This is a genomic window from Promicromonospora sp. NPDC110617 (assembly GCF_055598465.1).
The window spans coordinates 1,082,599-1,109,177 of sequence record NZ_JBVKBM010000002.1; the positions used below are offsets into that span (position 1 = coordinate 1,082,599).

Below are 26,579 nucleotides of genomic sequence, written 5' to 3' on the forward strand. Positions count from 1 at the left end.
GTGCGCATCCGTGACGGCTTCCCCGGGCAGCGCCTGCGCGTGCTGCCGACCACCGTGGTCCGCGCGACGTCGAAGGCGGGCCCCACCTCGCGCCTGCTGGTCACGGACGCGGGCTATTTCCCGCACGCCACGAACCACGGGCGGGTCCGCCGGCAGGGCGCCGTCGGGACCATCGTCATCGTGTCCTCCGCCGGGCGCGGCTGGTGCCGCACCCCGGGCGGCCTGCACCGTATCGGCGCTGCTCAGGCGCTCGTCATCCCCGCGGGCGTGCCGCACGAGTACTGGGCGGACGACGACGACCCATGGACGATCTGGTGGATGCACGTCCGGGGCGACGACGCCGCCGAGTTCGAGCGGCACCTGGCCGGGCACGCCGGGCCGGACGACGTCGCCGTTGTCGAGGTGCACGACCTGGTGCGGGTCGTCGCCGACCTCGAACGCGTCGTCGACGCCCTGGAGACCGACGAGACCTACCCCAGCCTGCTGCGCTGCGCGGGCGCCGCGTGGTCGGTGCTCGCGCAGGTCGGGGCCGACGCCGCCGCGGGCAGCCCGGTGCGCGGCGAACCGGTCCGGGCCGCGCAGGAGTACCTGCGCACGCACCTGGACGCCGTCGTCGAGGTGGCGGCGCTGGCCCGCCGGTTCGGCCTGAGCACGTCGCACTTCTCCGCGCGCTTCCGGGCCGCGACCGGCGGCGGCGTGGTCGAGTACGTCAAGCGGCTGCGGATGGCCCGGGCGTGCGAGCTGCTCATCACCACGGAGCTGCCCGTCGCCGACATCGCGCGCTCGGTGGGCTACCCCGACCCGTTCTACTTCTCGCGGCAGTTCCGCAGCGTGCACTCGTGCAGCCCCACGGACTTCCGCCGCGGCCTCCACGACCGCTGACCACCGCTGCGGCGCTGCTGCTGCCGCCACTGCTGCCGGCGCTGCTGCCGGCGCTGCTGCCGCTGCCGCCGGCGCCGTCGCTGGCGATTCCGGGTGGTCGGCAGAATGTCAGGTGGTCGGCAGCCCGAGGTGCCGACCACCTGACATTCTGCCGATCATCGGGTGAGCCCTCGCAGGCCGCCGCGTCGGATCGTCCAGGCGGGTGCGTCGTCCTCTGCATTCCGTCGGGCCCGGGCCCGGGGTTTGCTGGGCGGGTTCCCTCCCCTCGGCCTCTTGGCCGAGCCGACGACGACGTCAGGAGACCCTGGATGTTCACCGTACGAACCTGGGCGGCGAGGACGAGTGCCGCCCTGCTCACGACGGCGCTGGCCGCGACCGGCCTGGCGGCGGGCGCCTCGGCGGCACCGGCCGCGCCTGCTGTCGGCCCCGCGCTCGCCGGCGGCCCCGCTACCGCCGGCGGCACCCCTACCGCCGTCGGCCCCGCGCCCGCGGCGACCGCCCCGGCGTCCGACAGCCCCAGCCCCACGCCCTACCAGGGCTGGAACACGTACTACGGCCTCGGCGGCGACTTCACCGCCGACGAGGTGCTGGACGTGGCCGACTTCCTCGTCTCGTCGGGCCTCGCGGACGCGGGCTACGACATCGTGTGGCTCGACGGCGGCTGGCAGGCCGACGTGCCGCGCGGCGCCGACGGCCGCCTGCAGGGCGACGCCGCGCGGTTCCCCGACGGCATGGCCGCGCTGGCGGACGAGATCCACGACCGTGGCCTGCGCGCCGGCATCTACACCGACGCCGGCCCGTACATCCCCGGCACGTGCGGCCTGGGCAGCGGCGGCCACTACCAGACCGACGCCGACACCTTCGCGGAGTGGGGGTACGACGCCGTCAAGGTCGACTTCCTCTGCGGCATCACCGCCGGCCTGGACCCGCAAGAGGCGTTCAGCGCCTTCTCGGCGGCGCTGCGGGACAACAGCTCGGGCCGGTCGATGATCTTCAACCTGTGCAACCCCGTGACCTCGCCGGACTGGGGCGACTATCCCGAGGAGCAGCAGTCCACGTGGTCGTGGACCTACGCGCCCGACATCGCGGAGTCCTGGCGCACCTACACCGACGTCGGCTTCGTGGGGCAGATCCAGTTCAAGGACGTGCTGCGCAACTTCGACGCCAACGCGCGGCACCCGGAGGTCGCGGGGCCGGGGCGGTTCAGCGACCCGGACTACCTGGGCCCGGAGCTCGGCATGACCACCGAGGAGTTCCGCACGCAGATGTCGCTGTGGACCGTCGCGGCCGCGCCGCTGGTCATCTCCAGCGACCCGCGCACGCTCAGCCAGGAGTCGATGGACATCCTGCTCGACGAGGACGTGCTGGCGATCGACCAGGACCGGCTCGGCCTCCAGGGCACCCGCGTCGGCGCCGCCGGCACCACCGAGACGTGGGCCAAGCCGCTCGCGGACGGATCGGTCGCCGTCGCGCTGCTGAACCGCGGCGACCGGCCCGCCGAGGTCGCCACGACCGCCCGTGACCTGGGCCTGCGTGGCCGCTCGTTCGAGGTGCTCGACACCTGGACCGACGCCCGCACGCAGTCCTCGGGCACGCTCCGCGCCGCGGTCCCGGCGCACGGCGCCGCGCTGCTGCGGGTCACGCCGTCCCGGCCGGGCGGCGTCCCGCGCCTGGTCGCCGCCCCGCCCGCCTTCACGGCCGTCGGGGCCGACGCCGTGGCGCCCACGACCGACCTGCTGGCCGCGGCCGGCGACCGGCTGACCACCGAGGTGACGCTGCACAACGACGGCGGCACGGCCGTGCGGTCGCCGCGCGTCTCGCTGGCGGTTCCCGAGGGCTGGTCGGCGCGCGCGCTGGGTGCCGCGCCCCGGGTGGTGCGGCCGGGCGGCTCGGCCACGGTCGCGTTCACGGTGTCGGTCCCGGTCGGGACCGAGACCGGCGGGTACGACGTCGCGGCGTCCGTCTCGTCCGGCTCCGGGCGGATCGCCACGCCGCCGTCCCACGTGACGGTCGCGCCCGCGGCGCCGTCCGGCAGCGACGTCGTGCTCTCGCGGCACCCGTGGGTGAGCGCGAGCAGCGGCTGGATGGAGCCCACGGTCGACCAGAGCGTGGGCGGCGGCAGCCCGCTCACGGTGGCCGGCGTCGTGCATCAGACCGGGATCGGCGTCGCCACCCCGTCGCACGTCCGGTACTACCTCGGGGGCGCGTGCACCGCGCTGACCGGGAGCGTCGGCATCGACGACGTCGTCGGCACGGTCGGGCCGGAGGGCGGCACGGCGACGTTCGACGTCGTCGGCGACGGCGAGACCCTCTGGAGCAGCGGCACAGTGGAGCGCGGCACGGCGATCGACTTCGAGCTGGACGTGACCGGGGTCCGCGACCTGTCCCTCCGCGCGGGCGACGCGGGCGACGGCGGCTACAACGACCGGGCCGACTGGCTGACCCTCGCCACCACCTGCTGACCCCTTCCGCTGAGTGCTGGGTATGTGCGCCCTCGAACCGATTCGAGACCGCACATACCCAGCACTCAGCGATCGGGGTCGGTGAGGAGCTCCGTGAGGTGCGGGGCCGGGGAGTCCTGGCGGTCAGGGGTCGTGACCAGCGAGACGATCCAGTTCGCCGCGCCGTCCGCCGCGACCGGGAGCGCGACCAGGCGAGCCGCCTGGGGCTTCGCCGCGACGTGCCGGGGCACGAGCGCGACGCCGAGACCGCGGTCGACCAGGTCGAGCAGCGTGTGCACGTCGTTGACGGTGAACCGCACCCGGCGCCGCACCCCGCGTGCCGCGAAGGCGTCGTCGTTCATCTGCCGCACCGCCCAGGACGGGTGGAAGTCGATGAAGCTCTCACCGCCCAGGTCACCCCGGTCCACGGCCGCGCGGGACGCCAGCGGGTGGTCCGCCGGGCAGAGGAAGACCACCGGCTCCTCACCCAGGACGGTCCGCGGCAGCACGCCCACGTGGTCGGCCGTGGCCACGAACGCGGCGTCCAGCTCGCCGTCGCGCACCCCCGCGAGCAGCTCGTGCGAGCCCGCCTGCTGGAAGGCGATCTCGACGCGCGGATAGCGCCGGTGGAAGCGTTCCAGCAGCGTGGCCACGTCGACGACGCCGAGGCACTGCTCCGAGCCGACCCGCAGCGTGCCGGCCAGCTCGCGGGAGACCTGGACCACCGCATCGCGAGCTTCCGTCGCGGAGGAGAGCATGGAGCGGGCGAACGGCAGCAGCGCCAGGCCCGCCTCGGTGGGTTCGACCCGCCGGGTGGTCCGGGTGAACAGCCGGGTGCCCAGCTCGACCTCGAGGTTACGGATGGCGGCGGACAGCCCGGACTGGGAGACGCCGGTGAGCTCGGCGGCCCTCGTGAACTGGCGCTCGTCCGCCAGGGCCACGAGGTATTCCATCTGACGCAGTTCCATTAAGAAACACCAGTTCTGGGAATGATGATGAAGAGTTGTTGGACTTCTAGGTTATCGCTTCCTAGTCTCTGGACCGAACCCGTTGCGACACGAGGAGAAACCATGCAGCTCCGTTCCATCGGCGGCCGTTCCGTCTCCGCGATCGGCCTCGGCGGCATGCCGATGTCCATCGAGGGACGACCCGACCGCGAGCGCTCCATCGCCACGATCCACGCCGCCCTCGACGCCGGCGTGACCCTGATCGACACCGCCGACGCCTACCACCAGTTCGCCGACGAGGTGGGGCACAACGAGGAGCTCATCGCCGAGGCCCTGCGGTCCTACGGCGGCGACACCTCGGGCGTGCTGGTCGCCACCAAGGGCGGGCACCTGCGCCCCGGCGACGGTTCCTGGACCAAGGACGGTCGCCCCGAGTACCTCAAGGAGGCCGCCAAGGCCTCGGCCAAGCGCCTCGGCGTCGAGGCCATCGGCCTGTACCAGTTCCACCGGCCGGACCCGAACGTGCCCTACGGCGACTCGGTGGGTGCCATCCGCGACCTGCTCGACGAGGGCGTCATCGAGCTGGCGGGCATCTCGAACGCGAACCCGGACCAGATCCGCGAGGCCAACGACATCCTGGGCGGCCGCCTGGTGTCGGTGCAGAACCAGTTCTCGCCACGCTTCCGGTCGTCGCTGCCCGAGCTGGAGCTGTGCGCCGAGCTGGGCATCGCCTTCCTGCCGTGGAGCCCGCTCGGCGGCATCTCGCTGGCCCGCTCGGGCGAGCTGGGCGCGGAGTACTCCGCGTTCCAGGAGGTCGCGGACGCGCACGGGGTCTCCCCGTTCCGCGTGACGCTGGCCTGGGAGCTTGCGCTCGCGCCCGTCGTGGTGCCGATCCCCGGGGCGTCGCGACCGGAGAGCATCCGTGACTCGGCCCAGGCGCCCGAGCTGACGCTCACCGCCGACGAGGTCGCCCGCCTGTCTGCGGCCTGAGCCCTACCGCACCAACGACTGGAGAGATATCCCGTGAAGACCTTCACCCTGCCCGGCACGGACCTCACCGTCCCCAACGTCGTCCTGGGCCTCATGCGCATCCAGGAGAAGACGGACGAGGAGGTGCGCACCCTGGTCAAGACGGCCCGGGACGCCGGGATCTCGTTCTTCGACCACGCCGACGTCTACGGCTCGGCCCTGCACGGCTGCGAGACCCGGTTCGCCGAGGCCATGCAGCTCACCTCGTCGGAGCGCGAGCAGATCGTGCTCCAGACCAAGGCCGGCATCGTGCGCGAGGGGCCGTACTTTGACTACTCGTACGAGCACCTCGTCGAGTCGGTCGAGGGCTCCCTGGAGGCACTCGGTACCGACTACATCGACATCCTGCTGCTGCACCGCCCGGACGCCCTCGTGGAGCCGGACGAGGTGGCGCGGGCGTTCGACGACCTGTCGACGTCGGGCAAGGTGCGCGCGTTCGGCGTCTCGAACCACACGCCGGGCCAGATCGAGCTGCTGCGCAGGTCCGTGTCGCAGCCGCTCGTGGCCAACCAGCTCCAGCTCTCGGTGACGCACGCGCCGCTCGTGGCGCAGGGCGTGGCCGCGAACATGCAGGGCCTGGACCAGTCGATCAGCCGCGACTCCGGCACGCTGGACTACTGCCGCCTGCACGACATCACCGTGCAGGCCTGGTCGCCGTTCCAGGCCGGGTTCTTCAACGGCGTGTTCCTCGGCTCGCCGGACTACCCCGAGCTGAACGCCGTGATCGACCGGCTGGCGAAGAAGTACGACGTGCCGGCCATCGCGATCGCCACCGCCTGGATCACGCGCCACCCGGCGCAGATGCAGGTGGTGCTCGGCACCACCAACCCGGAGCGGGTGGCGGGCGCCGCCCTCGGCTCGGACGTGCCGCTGACGCGCGCCGAGTGGTACGAGATGTTCCGGACGGCGGGCTACACGGTCCCGTGACCCGCTGACACGGGCGCCGACGGCGGCCGGAAGGTAAGGACGCGACCGCGGGTGTGTTGCGCTGCGTAGAGATTGTCTACGCAGCGCAACACACCCCGCTGTCGCGGTCGCTCCCCCGCCCCGAACCCCGGGTGAATTGCCGCCCTGACCGCCAACTTTCCTTCTCGGCGCCGAGCGGCTCTGCCAGGGTGTGCGGCATGGCCGCAACCGCACCGGACCGACGGGCAGGCACGCGTGGCCGCACCTGCGCCGCCTCCCTGGCCGCCGCGCTGCTGCTGACGCTGTCCGGGCTGGCCGCCCTGCCGGCAGGCCTCTACTCGCCCGAGTACCACAGCGACAGCTGGGCGGTGGCAGCCGCCGCGGGCCCGGCGTCCGTGCTGCCCACCCTGGTGCTCGCGGCCGCCGCGGTGACCTACGGGTCAGCCCTGTTCCTGCTGCTGGCGAGCGCTCTGACCACCCTGCACCTGGTGGGCCTGGCCGCGCTCGCGTCGGCGGCCGCGAACGGCCCGCAGGACCCTCAGGTCTTCCTGTCCGGACCCGTCGTGCTGAGCTTGGCGCTGGTCGGCCTGCTGCTGGCCTGGTGGGACGGGACGCGCGCGGACCGCCGACCGGGGATCGCGCTCGTGGCGGTCGCGCTGGCCCCCGTGCTCGGCCTGCTGGTCGACGCGCGGCAGGCCGGGGACAGCCCGTGGTACCTCCTCGGTGTCGGCGTCCTGGTGCTCCAGCAGGTCCCGGGCATCCTCACGGTCCTGGCGGCAGGTCTCGTCTGCCTGCCGGGCCGGGGAGCGCGGCTCGGCGGGGCCGCGCTGATCGCGCTCTCGGGGGCGAGCCTCCTGTGGGCCGACTCCGTCCTGTCCCCGGCGACGCCGGTGCCCGGGCTCCGGCTCGCCGCGATCTCGGGTGCCGTCGTGTGCGCGCTCGTGGCCGCCGCCCAGGCCCCGGGGTCCACAGCCCACCACGAGTTCGACGAGACCGACGTCGCGTCACCGGCCACCACGCCCACGCCCGCACCCCCGCCCGCGCCCGCTCCCACGCCCCCACCCACACACCAGTCCGGCACGCCCGGCCCCACGGTCGCACCGCCGACCCGGAGCCTGCCCGCGGTGGCCCTCGCGGTGCTCGTGCTCGCGGTCGCGGTACAGGTCCCGGAGCTGTTCGCGCTGGGCCCCGGCATCCGTCCGGGGCTCGCGGGTCCGTGGCCGCTGGCCGGCTTCGTGGTCGACGCCGGGCTGCTGGCGGTACTCACGCTGACAGCCGGTGCGCTGACTCTCAGGACCCGGGGAGTGCTCGTCGTCGCGAGTGCCTGCTCGGCCTTGCTCGCGGTCGTCCTCGCGGCGAGCCGGGTGACGACGGGCGCCGGGCTCACCTTCCAGGACATGCTGCCGTTCATGTCCCTCGGCCTGGCTCTCGCACTCGCGTGGGCCACCACGCCCCGGCCGGGGCGGGACGACCGGACGGTGCTCCGCTGGGCCGCGGTGGCGCTCCTGGCCCTCACGGCCTCACCGCTGGTGCTGCTCGCCGACCCCGGCGTCGACCTGGCCTCTCTGAGCCGGTACCTGCTGTCGTACCCGCTGGCCGGTGCCGGGCCCGTGGTCGCCGCAGCCCTGCTCGGGTTCCCGCGCCGCGGCACCCGGCTGGCGGCGGCGGTGCTGCTCACGGTGCTCGCGCTGATCGCTGTCAACGCCCTGATGTACGACGCCTCGGGGCTCCGCCTGGCCGCCGCACTCGACCTCCTCCGGATCTGCGGGTACGGCCTGGCCGCAGCGCTGGCGGCCGTGGCCGCCCTGCCTCGCCGCGGCGAGACGGGGCAGCCGACGCCGCCGGCAGGCTAGGCCTGGGGCGCCACGTTGTGGTTGGACGCGAACAGGTTGCCCGGGTCGTAGGCCCGCTTCACCTCGCGCAGCCGGGCCAGAGTCTCCTCCGGGTACGCGTTGCGGACGTCCTGCTCCGTGGCCGTGCCCATGAAGTTCACGTAGCCGCGGCCGCGCACGCCCAGGGCCTCGGCCGCCGAAGCCACCCAGGCGGTCGTCGCGGGCAGCGCGTCGGGCGACATCGCGGTGCCGCCGACCGAGACCATGAACGCCGGGTCGCGGTGCGCGAAGGCCGTCGCTGCCGGGTCCACCCGGGAGATCGCACCGCCCATGGGCCGGATGTTGACCGCGGAGGGCCCACTCGCCCCGGACACCGCCTCGATCGCGGCGGCAGCCCAGTCCTCGTCGGGTGCCCAGGCGCCCTGCCCGAGGAACCCGGTCCGCACGTCGCCGACGCCGCCCGCGGGCGGCCCGCCCGGCCCCTCGAACAGCGCCGGGTAGGGGATCTGCTGGACGCCGTCGAGCAGCGGGCCCAGCGCGCGCAGCGGCCCGAACACCTCGGCCGCGTCCTCCACCGCGCCCGAGTGGCACAGCAGCGCCATGAGCACCGGCTTGCCGTGCAGCTCGGCCGGGATCATCGGCACGGGCGGGGCCAGCATGACGTTCACCATGCCGGAGAACTCCTCCGGCCCCTCGGCGAACGCCCGCAGGACCGTGGCCAGCCGCGCCGGGGTGGGCTCCCACATCATCATCCCGCCCGTGACCGTGCCGACCTCGCGCAGCCGCAGGTCCAGCCGCGTGACGACGCCGAAGTTGCCGCCGCCGCCGCGCAGCGCCCAGTAGAGGTCGGGGTTGTTGTCGGCGTCGGTCTGGACCACCTTGCCGTCCGCCAGGACGACCTCGGCACCCAGCAGGTTGTCGACCGTGAGGCCGTCGCGCCGGCTGAGGTAGCCGATCCCGCCGCCGAGGGAGATGCCCCCGACGCCGACGGTCGCCGTGTCGCCGAACCCGGTGGCCAGACCCTGCGCGCCGGCCGCCGCCGTGTACGCACCCGCGAGCACGCCGCCCTGCGCGCGCCCGACGCCGGCCGCGGTGTCGATCTCCACGCCGTCCAGGAGCCGCAGGTCCAGCACCAGCCCGCCGTCGACCAGGGCGTGGCGGGCCTGGTGGTGCCCGCCGCTGCGGACCGCGAGCGGCAGGCCCGCGTCCCGCGCGACCGCGAGCACTGCCGCGACCTCGTCGGTGGTCCGGACGCGCGCGACGGCGGCCGGGGTGAGGGGCGGCCCGCCCACGAACAGGGCCGCGGTGTCGGCGAACGCGTCCGCCGAGGGGGTGAGCAGGCGGTCGCCGAGCGCGGCTGCGAGCGGGGCCAGGGCGCGAGCGAGCGCCTCGGGCGAGAGCTGTGTGGTTCCGGTGGTGCTGGGGGTGTCCTGCGTGGCCATCGTCGAGCCTCCGTGTCGGTACCGGATCTTCCAGGTGACAAACGTTAGGCATCTAAGGATTAGGCGTCAATGCATTTCGGGGACAGCCGAACTATCCTGCGTCCATGCAACCAAGCGGACGGCCCGGCGGCGATCCAGACGGCCCCGCGGCGGGGGTGAACCCGGGCCGGACCGGCCCCGTGCCGGTCGCGGTGGCCATGTGGCAGTCCGTGCACCGCGTCATGCGGGCGTTCGACGCGCAGCTCTCCGAGCAGGGCGCGAGCTGGCAGGTCTGGCACATCCTGCTCGCCCTGCACCAGGGCACCCCCGCCACCCAGCGCGAGCTCGCGCACGCCGTCGGCATCCGCGAGGCCACGCTCACGCACCACCTGCGCGGCATGGAGGACAGGGGACTGATCGTCCGCAGCCGCCAGGAGACCAACCGCCGGGTGCAGCGGATCGAGGTCACCGCCGACGGCGAGGCGCTGTTCCGCCGGCTCAAGGCCGAGGCGATCGAGTTCGACCGGACGCTGCGGGGTGCGATCGGCGCCGAGGAGGACGACGTCGAGGCGTTCTTCGCGACGCTGGGCCGCCTCGCCGACGTGGTGCCCGACGGCGGACGCGACATCCTTCCCGAGGGTTGGCCCGGCAACCGGCAGGGCTGAACGGGCAACTGCCGGGAACAACCCACGACCGATCGGGAATAGGCGCTGCCCCGGGCAACCTTGTACGTGTCGTGCAGCACACCCCGGAACCCCAGGCATGACCGCGACGTCCACCACCGACACGCGGCTCGGCCTGCGCGGCGACCGCGGCCCGATCCTCGGCGCGCTCATGCTCGCCACGGCGCTCGTGGCGCTCGACGCCACGATCCTCGCCACCGCCTCGACCACGATCGCGCGCGACCTCGGCGCGTTCGAGCAGGTCCCGTGGCTGTTCTCGGCGTACACGCTCGCCCAGGCCGTGACCGTCCCGGTGTACGGGCGGCTGGCCGACGTCTTCGGCCGCAAGCGCGTGATCCTCGCGGGCATCACGCTGTTCCTGCTCGGCTCCGTGCTGTGCGCCGTGGCCTGGAGCATGCCGGCCCTGATCTGGTTCCGCGTGCTGCAGGGCCTGGGCGCCGGCGCGATCCTGCCGATGTCCATGACGATCGCCAGCGACATCTACACGCTCGCGGAGCGCGCCAGGACGCAGGGCTACATGGCCAGCGTGTGGGCCGTCTCCTCGGTGCTCGGCCCCACCCTCGGCGGCGTGTTCAGCCAGTTCGTGAGCTGGCGCTGGATCTTCTGGGTCAACGTGCCGATCGGCGCCGTGGCCCTCCTGGCGATCTGGCTCAAGTTCCACGAGAAGGAGCGCGACGGCGAGCGCCAGCCCGTCGACTACGTGGGCGCGGTGCTGCTCACGGGCGGCAGCACGCTGCTGGTGCTCGGCCTGCTGGAGGGCGGGCACGCCTGGGGCTGGGCCTCGGCGCAGTCGATCGTCATCTTCGTCGCGGCCGTGGCGCTGCTCGTCGCGTTCGCCGTGTCGGCCCGGCGCACGGCCCACCCGATCTTCGACCTGCGGCTGCTGCGCCGCCGGGTGGTGGGCGCGTCGACGGCGGCGTCGCTGATGGTCGGCGTCATCACGCTGGGCCTGTCCACCTACATCCCGATCTACGCGCAGGGCGTGCTCGGCGTCGGGCCGCTGGTTGCCGGGTTCGCGCTGGCCGCGCTCACGCTCGGCTGGCCCATCGCGGCCACGCTGTCGGGCCGCGTCTACCTGGCGATCGGCTTCCGCTGGACCAGCACCATCGGTGCGGTGGTCGTCCTGGCCGGTTCGCTCCTGACCCTCCTGCTCGACGCCGACGCCGCCGTGTGGCAGATCTCGGCCGCCGTGTTCGTCATCGGGCTCGGCATGGGCCTGGTGGCCGTGCCCACCCTGCTCGCCGCCCAGCACAGCGTGGGCTGGGGCGAGCGCGGCGCGGTGACCGCGACCAACATGTTCGCCCGGTCGATCGGGCAGGCCGTCGGCGTGGCCGCGCTCGGCGCGGTGGTCAACGCCCTGACGGTGGTCGGCGCGGACGGCACGCCCGAGGGCGCGGGGCTGGCGAACGCCATGCACCTGGTCTTCTGGTGCGTCGTGGCCTGCGCCGCGGTGATGATCGTGACGGTGCTGCTGCTCCCCCGCGACAACCCGAGGCTCACGCAGGACGCGTGAGTCTCACGCGGTCCGCGTGACCACGAACCCCTCCCGCACACCGTCGAGCACGTCCTGCACGTGCTTGCGGAAGCCGGGGCAGGTGGCGATGTCGTGCGCGCGGCACTGCAGGGCGTGCTCCGTCATCGCGCGGGACGCCGCCATGTCGGCCATCCGGCGGTCGAGGTCCGCGATGTGCGCCTCCAGGACCTGGTGCCGGTCGTACGCGCCGGCGTCGAGCATGACCCGCACCTGCTCCAGGCTCATGCCCGCGGCCTTGCTGCGCACGATGACGCCCACCCGCACGACGTCGTCGCGCCCGTAGCGCCGCCGCCCGGCGCCGTCGCGCGCCGGGCGCAGCAGGTTCTCGTCCTCCCAGTAGCGCAGCACGTGGGTCTCCAGCCCGAACCGCCGGGCTGTCTCGCCGACCGACCAGGTCTCGCTTGACTTCATGTCAACATGAAGTCACATCCTGGGGTGGTACCGCAAGACGTACCGGGAAACGGAGCCCTGCCATGTCCGCCACAGACCCCCTGACCTCTTACGACGCCGTCGTGATCGGCGGCGGCCCCGCCGGCCTCCAGGCCGCGCTCACGCTCGGCCGTATGCACCGGCGCGTGCTGCTGCTCGACTCCGGCGAGTACCGCAACGCCACGGCCGAGCACATGCACAACGTGGTGACCAACGACGGCCGGCCCCCGGCCGAGTTCCGCGCCGCCGCCCGCGCCGAGCTCGCCGCCTACGCGACGGTGACCGTTCGCGAGGCGGCCGCGACCGCCGTCGTGCCGGACGGCGACGGGTTCCGGGTGGAGCTGGGCACCGAGCCCGTGACCACCCGCGGCGTGGTGCTCGCGACCGGGCTGCGCGACACCCTGCCCGCAATTCCCGGCCTGGAGCCGCTGTTCGGCACCGTCGCGGCCGTGTGCCCCTACTGCCACGGGCACGAGCTCAGCGGCAAGCCCGTCGCCGTCCTGGGCAACGGACCGCACGTGGCTCGGGTCGCGTTCCTGCTGGAGCGCATCGCCAGCCGCCTCACGATCCTGGCCGACGGCGGCGACCTCGACGCGGACACCCGCGCCCTGCTGGCCGACGCCGGCGTGGCCGTGCGGCCGGAGCCCGTCAAGGAGCTCGTGCGCACGGTCGACGGAGCGCGCGTCGTTCTCGCGGAGGGGCCGAACGAGGAGGTGGGCGGCCTCTTCGTCGCCGCCGAGTTCGGTCAGCGGGCGCCGTTCGCGGAGCAGCTCGGCCTCGACCTGCTGCCGTCGGGCGCCGTGGAGGTCGACGCGATGGCCCGCACCAGCCTGCCCGGCGTGTTCGCGGCGGGCGACATGGCGCACACCGCGGCGATGCCGGGGCCGATGGCGTCGGTGCTCATGGCGGCGGCGTCGGGCCAGCTGGCCGCCGTGTCCCTGGACGCCGAGCTCCTGGGCCGGGACCACCCGGCGCCCGCGGCGACGCCGGCCTGACGCGCTGCGAGTCGGCAGTCTCCTGAACCCGATCCCACCAGGTCGGCAGTCTGTATCGAGGTCGGCACAGGCCTGTGTCGACCTCGACGCAGAGTGCCGACCTCCAGGCGGGCACCCAGGAGACTGCCGACCTCAGCACCAACGCCCCAGGGGACTGCCGGCCTCAGCACCAGCACTCAGGAAGTGCCGAACTCCGGCTCACGCACTCACGCGCTCTCGCGCAGCGCCCGCCGCTCACTCTCGATCGCCAGGAGCTCGGCGAACGCCGAGTTGTAGGTCTCGGCGTCGGCGGGGTCGAGGCGCTGGAGGCGGCTGCGCGCGTCGTCGACCCGGCGCTTGAGGCCCAGGTCGACGACGCGGCGCACCACACCCTCGACGAACGCCGCGACGGCCGCCTCCCGGTCCTCCGGGAGCGACGCCACCGAGAGCTGGGTGACCACGATCGCCACCGTCTCGGACGACTGCTCCAGCACCGCGGCGACCCACTGCGCCGCCGACAGCTCGCGCCCGACGGCGGCGCCCCCGGCCGCCCGGATCGCGGCGTGGACGGCGCGCCAGGCCGGCACGGCGAACGCGTCCTCGCCCAGGTCGTCGAACGACGCGGGCGCGTGCTGCGGGTACTGCAGCACGGCCACGAGCGCGAGCCGCTCGTCGCGCGCCACGGGGTCCCGCGGGTCGGGGGCCGGGAGCTGGGCCACGGCGCCCGACGCCGGACGGCCGGCGCCCGGCGCGGCACCAGCGACCGGGGTCGCGCCGGAGGCCGGACGCGCGCCGTCGGCCGGACGCCGCTGGGACGGCGTCGACGCCGCGCGCGCCACCTCGCGGCGCACCTCGTCGATCTCCGTGCCGATCCAGCCCGCGACCTGGCGCATGTACCCGTCGCGCTGGCTGCGGTCGCGGATGCCCACGATCTCGGGCGCCGCCGCCCGCACGGCGGACACGCGACCCTCCACCGTGTTCAGGTCGAACTGCTTGATCTTGGCCTGGATCACGAAGGCGAACAGCGGCTTGCGGCCGTCCACCAGCGCGCGCACCGCCTCCGGGCCCCTGGCCATGCGCAGGTCGCACGGGTCCATGCCGTCGTCCGCGACGGCCACGTACGTCTGCGCGAAGAACCGCTGGTCCTCGCCGTAGGCGCGCTCGGCGGCCTTCTGACCCGCCGCGTCGCCGTCGAACGTGAAGATGATCTCGCCGCCCACGGTCCCGCCGGACGCGAGCTGCATGCCGCCCCCGGCCGTCGTGTCGCCGAGCAGGCGCCGCACCACCTTGGCGTGGTCGGCGCCGAAGGCCGTGCCGCACGTCGCGACCGCAGTCGTCACGCCGGACAGGTGCGCCGCCATGACGTCCGTGTACCCCTCGACCACCACCACACGCTTGCCCTTGGCGATCTCCCGCTTGGCGAGGTCGATCCCGTACAGCACGTGCGACTTCTTGTAGAGGCTGGTCTCGGGGGTGTTGAGGTACTTGGGTCCCTGGTCGTCCTCGAACAGACGCCGCGCGCCGAACCCGATCACGGCCCCCGTCACGTCCCGGATGGGCCACATGACCCGCCCGCGGAACCGGTCGTAGATGCCGCGCTGCCCCTGCGACATCAACCCGCTCGCGACCAGCTCCGCCTGCGTGAAGCCCCGGCCCTGGAGATGCCGCTGCAGCGCGTCCCAGCCCTTGGGCGCGAAGCCCACGCCGAACCGCTCGGCGTCGGACCGGTCGAAGCTGCGCTCCGCGAGGAACGTGCGCGCCGCCGACGCGTCCGGCCCCATGAGCTGCTCCGCGTAGAACTCCGCGGCCACGCGGTGCGCGTCCAGCAGCCGCTGCCGCCGGCCCGGCTCCTCGCGCGGACGGGCGGAGCCGCCCTCCTCGTAGCGCAGCTGCACGCCGGTCTTGCCCGCGAGGTACTCGATGGCCTCGGTGAAGCTCAGCCCGTCCATCTTCATGACGAACTCGATGACGTCGCCGCCCTCGCCGCACCCGAAGCAGTGGTACCGGCCCACGCTGGGCCGCACGTTGAAGCTCGGGCTCCGCTCGTCGTGGAAGGGGCACAGCCCCACCAGCGCGCCCACCCCGGCGGGCTTGAGGGTCACGTGCGCCGAGACGATCTCGTCGATCCGCGCGCGCTCGCGGACCTGGTCCACATCCTCGCGTCTGATCAGCCCGGCCACGTCGGAATTCTATGCCCGCTGCCGGGCGCCCTGGCGGCAGGTCCGGGCGTACTCCCCCGGCGGCACGCCGACGGCGCGGACGAAGTCTCCCGTGAAGTGCGCCTGGTCGTAGTAGCCGACGGCGGCGGCCAGCCCGGCCAGGTCCAGCTCCGGGTCGCGGCCCAGCAGCTCGGCGGCGAGGTGCACCCGGTGTCGCTGCAGCACCCACTTGGGGCTCACACCCACCCAGTCGGCGAACAGCCGCTGCAGCGAGCGCGGCGTGGTGCCGAGCGTGCCGGCGAGCGCCGCGACGGATGTGCCCGGCACGGCGTCGGCGAGCACGGCGAACGCCTCCCTCAACGCGGAGAGCGCCGCGGCCGAGCGGACGGTCCGGGACCGCTCGGCCGCTTCCCGCAGCAGCGGGGTCAGGGTCCGGACGGCGGCGTCGGGCTGCCCGGCCGCCGCCTGGGCGACGGCCTCCTGGTTGGCGCGCGCCGCCGTCGGGCCGAGAAAGGGCTCGACGGTGCCGCGGTCCCCGGGGTCGGCTCGGCCGAGCAGGGCGCGGTAGCCGCCGGGGCGCAGCTTGGTGCCGACCACGGCGCCGGAGCCGGTCAGCGTGCGCACGAAGAGGCCGGCGGGCATCGCGTAGGCCAGCAGCCCCTCCTGCTCCGCGACCACGTGCCCCACGGGGTGCGGCATGACGGTCTGCGTGAACGCGACCCCGGGCGGCAGGTCCCAGCTGATCACCCAGTGCCAGTCCACGAGGTCGGCGAGGTCGGCCGCCGGTTCCACGCGGGCCAGCGCGAACGCGTCACGCGCCCGCACGGGGTCGACGATGCCGAGGGTGGGCCCGGTATCGAGCGCACTGTTGACCGTCTCGCCGTCGAACACCTGTCGCATTCTTCCAAGACTGGCACATCCGGGCCGGGGCAGCATCGACGGTATGAGGAACTCAGCCCTGCACCCCAACATCGCCGTGTCCGACGCCCGCGCCGCTATCGCCTTCTACGAGGCCGCGCTGGGGGCCGAGACGCTCGACGTGATCACCGCGGGCGACGCCGTGATCCACTCCGACCTGATCCTGCGCTCTGCCGCGGGCGAGTCGACGTTCACCGTGGCGGGCGCGTGCCCGCCCGACTCGGTGGCGCCCGAGCCGGGCGGCCCGACGCACGCAAGCTTCACGATCCCGGTCGAGGACACCGACGCGGCGTACGCCCGCGCGATCGGCGCCGGCGCGAGCAGCATCGCCGAGCCCGCCGACTGGTTCGAGGGCTTCCGGCAGGCCGCGGTGCGCTGCCCGTTCGGCCACCGCTGGTACTTCGTGACGGTCGCGGAGTCGGTGACGCCGGACGACGTCCAGCGCGCGAGCGACGCCTGGATGTCGGCCCGCGACTGACGCCCGCGATCGACGTGTCAGACATACAGGTCACCCGAGGGATCTGTATGTCTGACACGCTCCCTGGTTTGGTTTGCCGGACTAGCGCGGTTCGGTACGCTTTGCCCGACTCAGGGAGGAACAAAGGCACCATGGGAATCAGGTATCGCAAGCGGCTGTCGCTCGGTCCGCTCAAGTTCAACATCACGCAGCGGGGCCTGTCGTCGATGAGCTTCAAGGTGGGTCCCTGGACCTGGAACTCCAAGACCAAGAAGCACTCGATCAACCTTCCCGGCGGCCTGAGCTGGTACAGCAACAACAAGTAGCGCTGCACGGCGGAGGCAGGCACCTGCCTCCGCCGGCGACGGCACCGGGCGCTCCCCCGGAGTCTCCGCGGACCGCGTGATTCCGGGATGTCGGACCGCGTGACTAGAGTGGCGGGCGTGGAGCAAGCCCTCGGGAAGAGCATCCCGCCGTCGTACAGCGCGCAGGACGTCGAGCGCTGGGTGACCGAACCACCCAAGTCGCAGGCCCGGACCCCGTTCGAGCGCGACCGCGGGCGCGTGGTGCACTCCTCCGCGCTGCGCCGGCTCGGCGCGAAGACCCAGGTGCTCGGCGCCGGGCACGACGACTTCGTGCGCACCCGCCTGACGCACTCCCTCGAGGTGGCCCAGGTGGGCCGCGGCATGGGCCGCTCGCTCGGCTGCGACCCCGACGTCGTCGACACCGCCTGCCTCACGCACGACCTGGGGCACCCGCCCTTCGGGCACAACGGCGAGACGGCGCTGGCCGAGATCGCCGAGCCGATCGGCGGTTTCGAGGGCAACGCGCAGACCCTGCGCCTGCTCACGCGGCTGGAGCCCAAGGTGATCGGGTTCGACGGCGTCCCCGCGGGCCTCAACCTGACCCGGGCCAGCCTCGACGCGAGCGTCAAGTACCCGTGGGCGTACGGCGCCGGGCCCGCACGGCCCGACGGCACGGCCAGCCGCAAGTTCGGCGTCTACCCCGACGACCTGCCCGTGTTCACGTGGCTGCGCAAGGACGCGCCGGACGGCGTGAAGTGCCTGGAGGCGCAGGTCATGGACCTCGCCGACGACATCAGCTACTCCGTGCACGACGTCGAGGACGGCGTCGTGGCGGGCCGCATCGACCTGGACCTCATGGCGGACGCCGAGGAGCGGGCGCGCGTGGCCGAGTTCGTGCGGTCCTGGTACGGCGAGTGGTACCGGGCCGACGCCGTCGACGCCGCGATCGGGCGGCTGCAGGAGTACCTGCGCGGCGAGGGTCACCTGGTGCGGGCCTTCGACGGCTCGCGCGGCTCGCTGGCCTCGCTCAAGGACATGACGAGCCAGCTCATCGGCCGGTTCATCGGCGCGGCGATCGACGCCACGCGCGCCGAGTACGGCGACGGGGCGCTGACGCGGTACGCCGCGCGGCTCGTGGTGCCCGACGAGACCGAGCACGAGATCCTCGCGCTCAAGGGCATCGCGGTGGCCTACGTGATGGCCCCGCGCGGCCAGGAGCCCCGCTACCTGCGGGAGCGGGAGATCCTGACCGACCTGGTGCGCGTGCTGGCCGACCGCGGCCCGGACGAGCTGGAGCCGCCGCTCGCCGCGGACTGGCGCGCGGCGTCCGACGACGCCGCGCGCCTGCGCGTGGTGGTGGACCAGGTCGCGTCGCTGACGGACCTGTCGGCGATCGCGCTGCACCAGCGGCTGGTCAGCCCCTAGGTTCGTCCGCCAACCGTGGACTGGCTCATAGGGTGCCCGTGACCTCATCTTTGAGGCCTAAGTTTCTTCGCTTTGAGGTACCTCAAAGCGAAGAAACTTAGGCCTCAAAGGGGAATGAGTCACTCAGCCCTTGACCGAGCCCGCCGTCAGGCCGCCCACGATGTACTTCTGCAGGAACAGGAACAGCGCCAGCACCGGCAGCGCCGAGATCACGGCGCCCGCCGTGAACAGGCCCCAGTTGGCGTCCTGCAGCGACGACACCCAGCCGTAGAGGCCCACGGCGAGCGTCCAGTTCTCCTCCGACTGCAGCAGCACACGCGCGATGATGAACTCGCCGAACGTGCTGATGAAGCTCAGCAGCCCCACCACGGCGAGGATCGGCGCGGTCAGGCGCAGCACGATGGTCCAGTAGATCTGGGCGTGCGAGGCGCCGTCGATCTTCGCGGCCTCGTCGATCTCGCGCGGCACGGTGTTGAAGAACCCGTACATGAGGAACGTGTTCACGCCGAGCGCGCCGCCCAGGTACACGCAGATCAGCGAGAGCTTGGAGTCCAGGCCCAGGCCCGGCACCACGTTCCCGAGCGAGATGAGCAGCAGGAAGATCGCCACGAACGCGAGCATCTGCGGGAACATCTGGATCACGAGCAGGGCGGTGAGCCCCACCCGGCGTCCGCTGAACCGGAACCGCGAGAAGGCGTACGCGGCCGCCGCGCCCATGATCACGGTGCCGGCGCCCGTCGCGACCGCCACCACCAGGGTGTTGGCCATCCAGGTCCAGAACCGCGTTCCGGCCAGGGCCGCGTAGTTGGCCCCCGACACCGACGCGAACAGTTCGTTCGAGCCGGTCAGGGTGCCGCCGTCGGCCAGGGACGCGGAGACGACGTAGACCAGCGGGAAGCCCGCGTAGACCACGGCGACGACGCCCACCAGGTGGCGCCAGCCGATCTCGGAGAACCAGCGGGCGCGCTGCCCGGGACGCCGGGCGACGTGTGCGGTGCGCGACTTCATCAGGCGATCTCCTCGAGCGATCGGGTGCGCCGGAACGCGAGGGCGGAGATGGTCGCGACCACCACGAAGATCACGATCGACAGGGCGCTGGCCAGGCCGTAGTCCTTGGCCGCCGTCCCGTCGAGCCCGGACACCGAGTAGACCATCGAGATGAGGATGTCGGTGTGCCCGAGCGGCACCGAGGCGTCGTCGAAGCGCGGGCCACCGCCCGTGAGCATGTAGATCAGCGTGAAGTTGTTGAAGTTGAACGCGAACGACGAGATGAGCAGCGGCGCCGTCGCGACCAGGAGCAGCGGCAGCGTGATCGAGCGCCACGTGCGCCAGCGGCCCGCGCCGTCGATCTTCGCGGCCTCCAGCACGTCGGTCGGCAGCGACTGCAGCGCGCCCGTGCAGATCAGGAACATGTACGGGAAGCCGAGCCACAGGTTCACGCCGAGCACGGCCAGCTTGGCGAGCACCGGGTCGGTGAGCCACGGGATCGAGGCCCCGCCGAGCAGCACCTCGTTGACGAACCCGTAGGACCGGTTCAGCATGCCGGACCACAGCAGGGCCGCGAGAAACCCCGGGATTGCGTACGGCAGGATCACGAGCGTCCGGTAGATCCGGCGGCCGCGCAGGCGCGCGTCGTTGAACGCGATCGCCAGGAACAGGCCGAGCAGGAACGTGGACGCCACCGAGAGCACGGCGAACGCGAACGTCCAGACCAGGATCTTGCCGAACGGCCCCGCGTAGCGGTCGTCGCCGAACGCGGTGACGAAGTTGTCGAACCCGACCAGCACGCGCCAGCCCACGGGCAGGGTGCTGCCGTCGGCAGCCTCGAACTGGCCGTCGTCGTTGGGCGTGTACGTCACCCCGGTGGTGGTGTCGGTCATCGTGTCGGACGCCGCGTCGTACTCCAGCGTGGACGTGAACACATAGCCGGTGCGGGCGTCCTGCGTGCGGACCGAGCCCTCGTTCGGGTCGTCCGAGACGGGGACGCGCAGCTGCGTGACCTCCTGCTGCCGCTCCAGGACGGCGGCGTACTCCAGCACGTCGTAGCCGGGCAGCGCGGTGACGCGGCCGGCGTCGACGGTCGCGCCGTCCACGGCCGCCAGCGGCTGGTCGGCCGTGCCGGCCTCGACCTCGCCGTCGGGCGAGACGATCGCGAAGCCGAGCGTGTCGCCGTCGGCCACGACCGTCAGCGGCGCGGCGGGCGAGCCCTCGACGCGGCGCTCGTTCTGCACCAGGAGGGCCTCGATGGCCTGCTCCTTGGTGCTGTTGTGCCCGTCGCCGTAGTTGGTGAACGCGACGTAGCCGGTGTAGGCCACGACATACACCTGGTAGACGAGCAGGAAGGCGAGGCCGGGCAGGATGTACTTCAGCGGCAGCGCACGCCTGGAGAAGTAGGCCCAGTTGGCCACGAGCAGCAGCGCCACCATGGCGGCCAGCACGCCCCAGGACTCGGCGCCCCACGCGGCCAGCACGGCGTAGACGCCCAGGGCGTCGACCAGGGCGATCAGGACGAGCTTGACGAGAAACCCGGGGCTCCAGCCGGTCCGGCCGGAGCCCCGGGTCACGGGTGAGTACATCAACCGATCTCGCCCTGGATGTCGGCGACCATCTTGTCCCAGGCCTTCGCCGGGTCGGACTTGCCGGAGATGATCGCGGCCTCGGTCACGCCCCAGTACGCCCAGACGGCACCCATCTCGGGCAGCGACGGCATCGGGACGGCGTCGGCGCCGACGGCGCGGAAGCCCGCGGTGATCGGGTCCTCGGACGCGGTGTCGGCGGCCTCGATGAGAGCCGGCGGACGGTCGCCCGCCTCGTAGAGCGCGAGCTGCGCCTCGGGGGTGGCCATGTAGTTGACCAGGAAGTCGTTGGCGAGCAGCGCGTTCTCGCTCTGTGCGCTCACGTAGAAGCCGGCCACGCCCACGAACGGCTGGGCGGGCTCGCCGCCGGCGCTCGGGAGCGGGTCGATCGACAGGTCGAGGTCGCCGAACGACTCCAGCATCCACGGGCCGCCCACGATGAACGGCGACTCGCCCTTGGCGAAGGCCGCCAGCGCGATGTCGTAGGTGACGTCGGTGCTCAGGTTGCCGGCGTCGCCCTGCTCCGCGAGCCACTCGGCGAACGCGGTGCCGCCCTCGCCGCCGAGCGCGAGCTCCGGCTTGTACGAGCCGTCCTCGTTCTGCTCGAACACGGGCGCGCCGAACGACGTCTGCAGCGGGTAGAAGGTGTAGGGGTCACCCTCGGTGGAGGTCTGGATCAGCAGCGGGTACTTGGTGCCGGCGTCCTTGCCGGCCGCGATCGCGTCGTCCCAGGTCGCGGGCGCCTCGGAGGCGAGCTCCGTGTTGCGGATCAGCGCGATGTTCTCCACCGCGTAGGGCAGGCCGTAGACCTGGCCGTCCTGCGTGAACGCCGAGACGGAGACCGGCTCGAACTTGTCGGCGGTGTCGCCGAGCTCGATCGGGGCCACGACGCCGTTGGTCGTGAGCTCGCCCAGCCAGTCGTGCGCGCCGACCGTGATGTCCGGGCCCTTGCCCGTGGGCACCTGCGCCAGGAAGTCGGGGCGGATGTCCTCGAAGTTCTTCAGGACCACCTCGACGTCGGCGCCCGTGGTCTCCTCGAAGCCGACTGCGGCCTCCTCCACGGCGGCCTGGCGGGTCTCGTCGACCCACACGGTCAGGGTGCTGCCCTCGCCGTTCGGTGCGGCCGACTCCTCGCCGCCTGCTTGCTCCTCCGCGCCGCCCGCGCAGGCGGCCAGCGCCAGCGTCGTGGTCAGGACAGCGGCGGTCAGGATGCTCCGTCGCATCGTCACTCCCGATGGTTCGCGGCCCGACGTCGGGCCTGGGTTTCGATGCCCGAACCGTACGGGCACATCGGCAGATTATGCAAGAAGTTGCGATAAAGTTTCAGCATCGCTTGCAGCCGTTACCAGGACGACGGCGGCGACCGCGGGGCACGACACCCGTGGATCACCCGGGACGAGGAGGTCACATGTCACTTAGGCTGCCAGGCGTGCGCACCCGACTGACCGACCTCGCCGAACAGGCGGGGGTCTCCACCGCGACCGTGTCGCGCGTGCTCAACGGCAAGCCCGGCGTGGCGGGCGAGACCCGCCAGGCGGTGCTCGCCGCCCTGGACGTGCTCGGCTACGAGCGGCCGTCCGCGCTGCGCGCCCGTCCCGCGGGCCTCATCGGCCTGGTGGTCCCCGAGCTGTCCAACCCGGTGTTCCCCGCGTTCGCGCAGGCCATCGAGTCGCAGCTCGCATCGCGGGGGTACACGCCGCTGCTGTGCACCCAGTCGCCGGGCGGCACCACCGAGGACGAGTACGTCGAGACGCTCATCGACCACGCCGTGGACGGCATCGTCTTCGTGTCCGGCAAGCACGCCGACACGCGCGCCTCGACCGAGCGCTACCAGCGCCTGCGCGGGCGCGGCCTGCCGATCGTGCTGATCAACGGCTACGCGGAGGGCATCGACGCCCCGTTCGTCTCGCCGGATGACAGCGCGAGCATCGAGCTCTCGGTGCGGCACCTGGTGGCGCTGGGCCACCGCAGCATCGGGATGGCCATCGGGCCGGACCGCTTCGTGCCCGCCAAGCGCAAGATCGAGGCGTTCGTGGCCCAGCTCCTGCGACACGGCCTGGCGGCCACCGAGGAGGAGGCGCGCAAGCACGTCAGCCTCACGCTCTACACCCTGGAGGGCGGCCAGGCCGCGGCCGGAGAGCTGTTCGACGCCGGGCACACCGCCGTGGTCTGCGGATCCGACCTGATGGCGCTCGGCGCCGTGCGCGCGGCGCACGCCCGCGGCCTCTCCGTGCCCGACGACGTGAGCGTCGTCGGCTACGACGACTCCCCCCTCGTCGCGTTCACCGACCCGCCGCTGACGACGGTCCGGCAGCCCGTGGCCGACATGGCGCACGCGGCCGTGAGCGCCCTGCTCACCGAGATCCACGGCGAGCGCGCACCCCGCTCGGAGCTGCTGTTCACCCCCGAGCTGGTCGTGCGCGGCTCCACCGGCGCGGCGCCGCACGCCGCCGGCTGACGACTGTCCGACGGCCGGCCAACGGCTGTCTGACGCAGCACACTGTCCGATCGGGCGCGATTCCTCCCGTACGCTTGCAGCAAGCGTTACAGCCCCTTTTCCCGACCCCTGAGGACGCGCCACGTGACAAGCACTGCCCCGATCACCACCGACGACCTCACCGCCGGAGCCCTCGTCCACACCCCCGCCGGCAGCGGCGAGTGGTGGCGTGACGCGGTGATCTACCAGGTCTACCCGCGCTCGTTCGCGGACGGGAACGGCGACGGCACCGGCGACCTGCCGGGCGTCACCGCCAAGCTCGACCACCTGGCGCAGCTCGGGGTGGACGCCGTCTGGCTGAGCCCGTTCTACCGCTCGCCCCAGAAGGACGCCGGCTACGACGTGGCCGACTACCGCGACATCGACCCGCTGTTCGGCACGCTCGCCGACTTCGACGAGATGCTCGCCGGGGCCCACGAGCGCGGCCTGAAGGTCATCGTCGACCTCGTGCCGAACCACTCCTCCGACCAGCACGCCTGGTTCCAGGAGGCGCTGGCCGCCGCCCCCGGCTCGGCCGAGCGCGAGCGGTACATGTTCCGCGACGGCCGTGGTCCGGCCGGCGACGAGGTGCCGAACAACTGGCAGTCCATCTTCGGCGGTCCGGCCTGGACCCGGCTGGCGCCGCGCGAGGACGACGGGCCGCTCGGCCCGCAGTGGTACCTGCACCTCTTCGACTCCACGCAGCCCGACCTCAACTGGGACAACCCCGAGGTCCGCGCCGAGTTCGAGGACGTGCTGCGGTTCTGGCTCGACCGGGGCGTGGACGGGTTCCGCGTCGACGTCGCCCACGGCATGATCAAGGCCGCCGGCCTGCCCGACTGGGACGGCCAGGTCGCCATGGTCGAGGGCACCGTCGAGGAGGCCACCGAGGGCGCGACCGACCCGGCCGCCCCCGAGGACGGCTCCACGGGCGCGGGCAACCGCGGCCCGATGTTCGACCAGGACGGCGTGCACGACATCTACCGCGCCTGGCACCAGGTGCTCGCCGAGTACGACGGCGACCGCTGCCTGGTCGCCGAGGCCTGGGTCGAGCCCCTGAGCCGCCTGGCCCGGTACGTGCGCCCCGACGAGATGCACCAGGCCTTCAACTTCTCGTTCCTCACGGCGCCGTGGGACGCGGCGACGGTGCGCACCGTCGTCAACGCCTCGCTGAGCACCATGGAGGCCGTCGGCGCCCCCACCACCTGGGTGCTGTCGAACCACGACGTGGTGCGGCACGCCTCCCGCTTCGGCCTGGACGAGATCGGCGGGCGCCAGCTCAACGGCATCGGCGCGACCGACCCGCAGCCCGACGCCGCGCTCGGCCTGCGCCGCGCCCGTGCCGCGACGCTGCTCATGCTCGGCCTGCCCGGCTCCGCGTACCTGTACCAGGGCGAGGAGCTCGGCCTGCCCGACCACACCGCCCTGCCCGACGACGTCCGCCAGGACCCGTCGTTCTTCCGCACGAACGGCGCCGAGCCGGGCCGCGACGGCTGCCGCGTGCCGCTGCCGTGGGTCGGGGCCGCCCCCGGCAACGGGTTCGGTCCCACGGGCAAGACCTGGCTGCCGCAGCCCGACGTCTACGCCGAGCTCGCCGCCGACCAGCAGTACGGCGTCAAGGGCTCGACCTACGAGATGTACCGGGCGGCCCTCGGCCTGCGCCGGGCCGAGAACCTCGGCGCGGGCGCGCTGGCGTGGGTCGACTCCCTGGCCGACCACCCGGACGTCGTCGCCCTGCGGGTGGCGGACGTCGTCGTGGTCGCCAACCTCGGTGCGAAGCCGTTCGCGCTGCCCGCCGAGGCGGAGGTGCTGGTCGCCTCGGGCGAGCTCGACGAGGCCTCGGGCGACCTGCCGTCGGACACGACGGTCTGGCTGCGCGCCTGACCCGTCCGGGCCCGGCTCAGAAGGCGGGTTCGCGGATGATCGGGCACGTCATGCAGTGCCCGCCTCCGCGGCCCCGCCCCAGCTCGGCACCCGTGATCTCGATGACCTCGATGCCGGCCTTGCGCAGCAGGTCGTTCGTGGTGGTGTTCCGGTCGTAGGTGAAGACGACGCCCGGCTCCACCGCGACGGCGTTGTTGCCGCTGTCCCACTGCTGTCGCTCGGACTCGTAGACGTCGCCGCCGGTCTCGATCACGCGCAGCGTGCCGAGCCCGGTCTCGCGGGCGACGACGTCGAGGAACGGGGTGCTGCCCTCGTCCGTGACGGCCACCTCCCCGGCGCCGGCGGGCCGCAGCACGAACGCGTGGATCGCCTCGACGATGCGCGGGTAGACGGTCACGGTGTCGACGTCGGCGAAGGTCATGACGGTGTCCAGGTGCATCGCCGAGCGCAGCTTGGGCATGCCCGCGACGATCACCTGCTGCGCCGCGCCGCCCTCGAACAGCGCCGCGGCGACCTGCGTGATCGCCTGCCGCGACGTGCGCTCGCTCATGCCCACCAGCACGGTGCCGTTGCCCACCGGCATGACGTCCCCGCCCTCCAGCGTCGCCCGCTGGTGGTCCGTCTCCGGGTCACCCCACCAGATGGTGGACCCCACGAAGTCGGGGTGGAACTCGTAGACGGCCTTCATCAGCAGCGTCTCGTCGTGCCGGGCCGGCCAGTACAGCGGGTTGAGCGTCACGCCGCCGTAGAGCCAGCAGGTGGTGTCGCGCGTGAACAGTGTGTTGGGGACCGGGGCCATGAGGTACTCCCGGGCGTCCTGCGTGTACTCGGCGAGGGACCGGTAGGCGGCCGGCAGGTCGGGCACGTCGTGGGTGGCCAGGCCGCCGATGAGGTACTCGGCGAGCTGCTCCGGCGCGAGCCCCTCGAGGAACCCCCGGGTCGCGTCGATCAGCCCCGGCCCGACGATGCCGGGGACGATCTTGCGGTCCAGCAGCCAGTCCCGGGCCCCGGGCACCCGCAGGGTCGCGGCGAGGACGTCGTGCAGCTCGACCACGTCGACGTCGCGCGCCCGCAGGTCCGCGACGAACGCGGCGTGGTGCTCGATCGCCCGGTCCACCCACAGCACGTCGTCGAACAGCAGGTCGTCGGAGTTGGTGGGCGTCAGGCGCCGGTGCGCGAGCCCGGGCCGGCAGACCAGCACCTTGCGCAGGCGCCCGACCTCCGAGTGCACGCCGTAGGCCGCCGAAGGCAGGGTCGTGCCGCCGTTCTGGTCGCCGCTCTGGATCGTCATGGTGCCCCTT

Annotated in this window: 22 protein-coding genes; 13 read left to right on the plus strand and 9 right to left on the minus strand. The window is 73.1% G+C overall.

Features of this window, described 5'->3' with window-relative positions:
• Together ACZ7LE_RS15620 and ACZ7LE_RS15625 are read left to right on the plus strand one after the other, a co-directional pair.
• Entirely contained in the window at positions 1-882 is an 882-nt protein-coding gene (locus tag ACZ7LE_RS15620; RefSeq protein ID WP_470404164.1) for a helix-turn-helix domain-containing protein, read from the plus strand.
• Positions 883-1,190: 308 nt separating this feature from the next.
• Positions 1,191-3,344, plus strand: coding sequence for an NPCBM/NEW2 domain-containing protein (locus ACZ7LE_RS15625; RefSeq protein WP_470404165.1), 2,154 nt, complete (start codon positions 1,191-1,193; stop codon positions 3,342-3,344).
• A gap of 65 nt (positions 3,345-3,409) precedes the next feature.
• On the opposite strand, the gene ACZ7LE_RS15630 is transcribed toward ACZ7LE_RS15625, so the two are convergent.
• On the minus strand, positions 3,410-4,276 hold the full coding sequence (locus ACZ7LE_RS15630; protein WP_470404166.1) for a LysR family transcriptional regulator: 867 nt from the start codon (positions 4,274-4,276) through the stop codon (positions 3,410-3,412).
• A gap of 117 nt (positions 4,277-4,393) precedes the next feature.
• Here ACZ7LE_RS15630 and ACZ7LE_RS15635 point away from each other — a divergent pair, with 117 nt between their 5' ends.
• The 3 genes from ACZ7LE_RS15635 to ACZ7LE_RS15645 all read left to right on the plus strand — a co-directional run bounded on the left by ACZ7LE_RS15635 (position 4,394) and on the right by ACZ7LE_RS15645 (position 8,058).
• Complete coding sequence (locus ACZ7LE_RS15635; protein ID WP_470404167.1) at positions 4,394-5,260, plus strand: aldo/keto reductase; 867 nt, start codon at positions 4,394-4,396, stop codon at positions 5,258-5,260.
• A gap of 33 nt (positions 5,261-5,293) precedes the next feature.
• Positions 5,294-6,226: an aldo/keto reductase gene (locus tag ACZ7LE_RS15640; RefSeq protein ID WP_470404168.1), complete on the plus strand. Its 933-nt coding sequence runs from the start codon at positions 5,294-5,296 to the stop codon at positions 6,224-6,226.
• 197 nt (positions 6,227-6,423) lie between these two features.
• Complete coding sequence (locus ACZ7LE_RS15645) at positions 6,424-8,058, plus strand: hypothetical protein (RefSeq protein WP_470404169.1); 1,635 nt, start codon at positions 6,424-6,426, stop codon at positions 8,056-8,058.
• On the opposite strand, the gene ACZ7LE_RS15650 is transcribed toward ACZ7LE_RS15645, so the two are convergent.
• Positions 8,055-9,479: an FAD-binding oxidoreductase gene (locus ACZ7LE_RS15650; RefSeq protein ID WP_470404170.1), complete on the minus strand. Its 1,425-nt coding sequence runs from the start codon at positions 9,477-9,479 to the stop codon at positions 8,055-8,057. The two genes, ACZ7LE_RS15645 and ACZ7LE_RS15650, sit on opposite strands and share 4 nt — an antisense overlap.
• A gap of 104 nt (positions 9,480-9,583) precedes the next feature.
• Between ACZ7LE_RS15650 and ACZ7LE_RS15655 the strand changes: the two genes are divergently transcribed.
• Both ACZ7LE_RS15655 and ACZ7LE_RS15660 read left to right on the plus strand, forming a co-directional pair.
• On the plus strand, positions 9,584-10,123 hold the full coding sequence (locus ACZ7LE_RS15655) for a MarR family winged helix-turn-helix transcriptional regulator (protein ID WP_470404171.1): 540 nt from the start codon (positions 9,584-9,586) through the stop codon (positions 10,121-10,123).
• 97 nt (positions 10,124-10,220) lie between these two features.
• On the plus strand, positions 10,221-11,654 hold the full coding sequence (locus tag ACZ7LE_RS15660; RefSeq protein WP_470404172.1) for an MDR family MFS transporter: 1,434 nt from the start codon (positions 10,221-10,223) through the stop codon (positions 11,652-11,654).
• Positions 11,655-11,657: 3 nt separating this feature from the next.
• Here the strand turns inward: ACZ7LE_RS15660 and ACZ7LE_RS15665 are convergent, their stop codons facing one another.
• Positions 11,658-12,086 (minus strand): helix-turn-helix domain-containing protein, encoded by a 429-nt coding sequence (locus ACZ7LE_RS15665; protein WP_470404173.1) that lies wholly within the window; start codon positions 12,084-12,086, stop codon positions 11,658-11,660.
• A 62-nt stretch (positions 12,087-12,148) separates the two neighbouring features.
• Between ACZ7LE_RS15665 and ACZ7LE_RS15670 the strand changes: the two genes are divergently transcribed.
• Complete coding sequence (locus tag ACZ7LE_RS15670) at positions 12,149-13,099, plus strand: NAD(P)/FAD-dependent oxidoreductase (RefSeq protein WP_470404174.1); 951 nt, start codon at positions 12,149-12,151, stop codon at positions 13,097-13,099.
• 206 nt (positions 13,100-13,305) lie between these two features.
• Here ACZ7LE_RS15670 and dnaG read toward each other — a convergent pair whose 3' ends face one another.
• On the minus strand, positions 13,306-15,258 hold the full coding sequence (gene dnaG / locus ACZ7LE_RS15675) for a DNA primase (protein ID WP_470404175.1): 1,953 nt from the start codon (positions 15,256-15,258) through the stop codon (positions 13,306-13,308).
• Positions 15,259-15,267: 9 nt separating this feature from the next.
• Entirely contained in the window at positions 15,268-16,137 is an 870-nt protein-coding gene (locus tag ACZ7LE_RS15680; protein WP_470404176.1) for a helix-turn-helix domain-containing protein, read from the minus strand.
• Between the two features lie 43 nt (positions 16,138-16,180).
• Here ACZ7LE_RS15680 and ACZ7LE_RS15685 point away from each other — a divergent pair, with 43 nt between their 5' ends.
• The 3 genes from ACZ7LE_RS15685 to ACZ7LE_RS15695 all read left to right on the plus strand — a co-directional run bounded on the left by ACZ7LE_RS15685 (position 16,181) and on the right by ACZ7LE_RS15695 (position 18,342).
• Entirely contained in the window at positions 16,181-16,633 is a 453-nt protein-coding gene (locus ACZ7LE_RS15685) for a VOC family protein (RefSeq protein WP_470404177.1), read from the plus strand.
• A gap of 131 nt (positions 16,634-16,764) precedes the next feature.
• Positions 16,765-16,938: a DUF4236 domain-containing protein gene (locus ACZ7LE_RS15690; protein WP_357486753.1), complete on the plus strand. Its 174-nt coding sequence runs from the start codon at positions 16,765-16,767 to the stop codon at positions 16,936-16,938.
• 108 nt (positions 16,939-17,046) lie between these two features.
• Positions 17,047-18,342 carry a deoxyguanosinetriphosphate triphosphohydrolase gene (locus tag ACZ7LE_RS15695; protein WP_470404559.1) on the plus strand — a complete coding sequence of 432 codons (1,296 nt, stop codon included), beginning with the start codon at positions 17,047-17,049 and terminating at the stop codon, positions 18,340-18,342.
• 123 nt (positions 18,343-18,465) lie between these two features.
• On the opposite strand, the gene ACZ7LE_RS15700 is transcribed toward ACZ7LE_RS15695, so the two are convergent.
• Genes ACZ7LE_RS15700 through ACZ7LE_RS15710 form a run of 3 tightly spaced genes read right to left on the minus strand, consistent with a single transcriptional unit; the run spans position 18,466 to position 22,141 of the window.
• Positions 18,466-19,350: a sugar ABC transporter permease gene (locus ACZ7LE_RS15700; RefSeq protein WP_470404178.1), complete on the minus strand. Its 885-nt coding sequence runs from the start codon at positions 19,348-19,350 to the stop codon at positions 18,466-18,468.
• Positions 19,350-20,918, minus strand: a complete 1,569-nt coding sequence (locus tag ACZ7LE_RS15705) for an ABC transporter permease subunit (protein ID WP_470404179.1) — start codon at positions 20,916-20,918, stop codon at positions 19,350-19,352. The genes ACZ7LE_RS15700 and ACZ7LE_RS15705 overlap by 1 nt, the downstream gene beginning before the upstream one ends.
• On the minus strand, positions 20,918-22,141 hold the full coding sequence (locus ACZ7LE_RS15710) for a sugar ABC transporter substrate-binding protein (protein ID WP_470404180.1): 1,224 nt from the start codon (positions 22,139-22,141) through the stop codon (positions 20,918-20,920). The genes ACZ7LE_RS15705 and ACZ7LE_RS15710 overlap by 1 nt, the downstream gene beginning before the upstream one ends.
• Before the next feature lie 185 nt (positions 22,142-22,326).
• Between ACZ7LE_RS15710 and ACZ7LE_RS15715 the strand changes: the two genes are divergently transcribed.
• The gene (locus ACZ7LE_RS15715; protein WP_470404181.1) at positions 22,327-23,376 is read left to right on the plus strand and encodes a LacI family DNA-binding transcriptional regulator; all 1,050 of its coding nucleotides are present in this window, start codon (positions 22,327-22,329) and stop codon (positions 23,374-23,376) included.
• Positions 23,377-23,499: 123 nt separating this feature from the next.
• Positions 23,500-25,278 (plus strand): glycoside hydrolase family 13 protein, encoded by a 1,779-nt coding sequence (locus ACZ7LE_RS15720; RefSeq protein WP_470404182.1) that lies wholly within the window; start codon positions 23,500-23,502, stop codon positions 25,276-25,278.
• A gap of 16 nt (positions 25,279-25,294) precedes the next feature.
• Here ACZ7LE_RS15720 and ACZ7LE_RS15725 read toward each other — a convergent pair whose 3' ends face one another.
• Entirely contained in the window at positions 25,295-26,569 is a 1,275-nt protein-coding gene (locus tag ACZ7LE_RS15725; RefSeq protein ID WP_470404183.1) for an arginine deiminase, read from the minus strand.
• Positions 26,570-26,579: the final 10 nt, after the last annotated feature.

Bases quoted from the DNA above. Each gene is read 5' to 3' on its own strand.
- ACZ7LE_RS15625 (WP_470404165.1), top strand. From the start codon at position 1,191: ATGTTCACCGTACGAACCTGGGCGGCGAGGACGAGTGCCGCCCTGCTC.
- ACZ7LE_RS15630 (WP_470404166.1), bottom strand. From the start codon at position 4,276: ATGGAATACCTCGTGGCCCTGGCGGACGAGCGCCAGTTCACGAGGGCC.
- ACZ7LE_RS15635 (WP_470404167.1), top strand. From the start codon at position 4,394: ATGCAGCTCCGTTCCATCGGCGGCCGTTCCGTCTCCGCGATCGGCCTC.
- ACZ7LE_RS15645 (WP_470404169.1), top strand. From the start codon at position 6,424: ATGGCCGCAACCGCACCGGACCGACGGGCAGGCACGCGTGGCCGCACC.
- ACZ7LE_RS15650 (WP_470404170.1), bottom strand. From the start codon at position 9,479: ATGGCCACGCAGGACACCCCCAGCACCACCGGAACCACACAGCTCTCG.
- ACZ7LE_RS15655 (WP_470404171.1), top strand. From the start codon at position 9,584: ATGCAACCAAGCGGACGGCCCGGCGGCGATCCAGACGGCCCCGCGGCG.
- ACZ7LE_RS15660 (WP_470404172.1), top strand. From the start codon at position 10,221: ATGACCGCGACGTCCACCACCGACACGCGGCTCGGCCTGCGCGGCGAC.
- ACZ7LE_RS15665 (WP_470404173.1), bottom strand. From the start codon at position 12,086: ATGAAGTCAAGCGAGACCTGGTCGGTCGGCGAGACAGCCCGGCGGTTC.
- ACZ7LE_RS15670 (WP_470404174.1), top strand. From the start codon at position 12,149: ATGTCCGCCACAGACCCCCTGACCTCTTACGACGCCGTCGTGATCGGC.
- ACZ7LE_RS15680 (WP_470404176.1), bottom strand. From the start codon at position 16,137: ATGCGACAGGTGTTCGACGGCGAGACGGTCAACAGTGCGCTCGATACC.
- ACZ7LE_RS15685 (WP_470404177.1), top strand. From the start codon at position 16,181: ATGAGGAACTCAGCCCTGCACCCCAACATCGCCGTGTCCGACGCCCGC.
- ACZ7LE_RS15690 (WP_357486753.1), top strand. From the start codon at position 16,765: ATGGGAATCAGGTATCGCAAGCGGCTGTCGCTCGGTCCGCTCAAGTTC.
- ACZ7LE_RS15700 (WP_470404178.1), bottom strand. From the start codon at position 19,350: ATGAAGTCGCGCACCGCACACGTCGCCCGGCGTCCCGGGCAGCGCGCC.
- ACZ7LE_RS15705 (WP_470404179.1), bottom strand. From the start codon at position 20,918: ATGTACTCACCCGTGACCCGGGGCTCCGGCCGGACCGGCTGGAGCCCC.
- ACZ7LE_RS15710 (WP_470404180.1), bottom strand. From the start codon at position 22,141: ATGCGACGGAGCATCCTGACCGCCGCTGTCCTGACCACGACGCTGGCG.
- ACZ7LE_RS15715 (WP_470404181.1), top strand. From the start codon at position 22,327: ATGTCACTTAGGCTGCCAGGCGTGCGCACCCGACTGACCGACCTCGCC.
- ACZ7LE_RS15725 (WP_470404183.1), bottom strand. From the start codon at position 26,569: ATGACGATCCAGAGCGGCGACCAGAACGGCGGCACGACCCTGCCTTCG.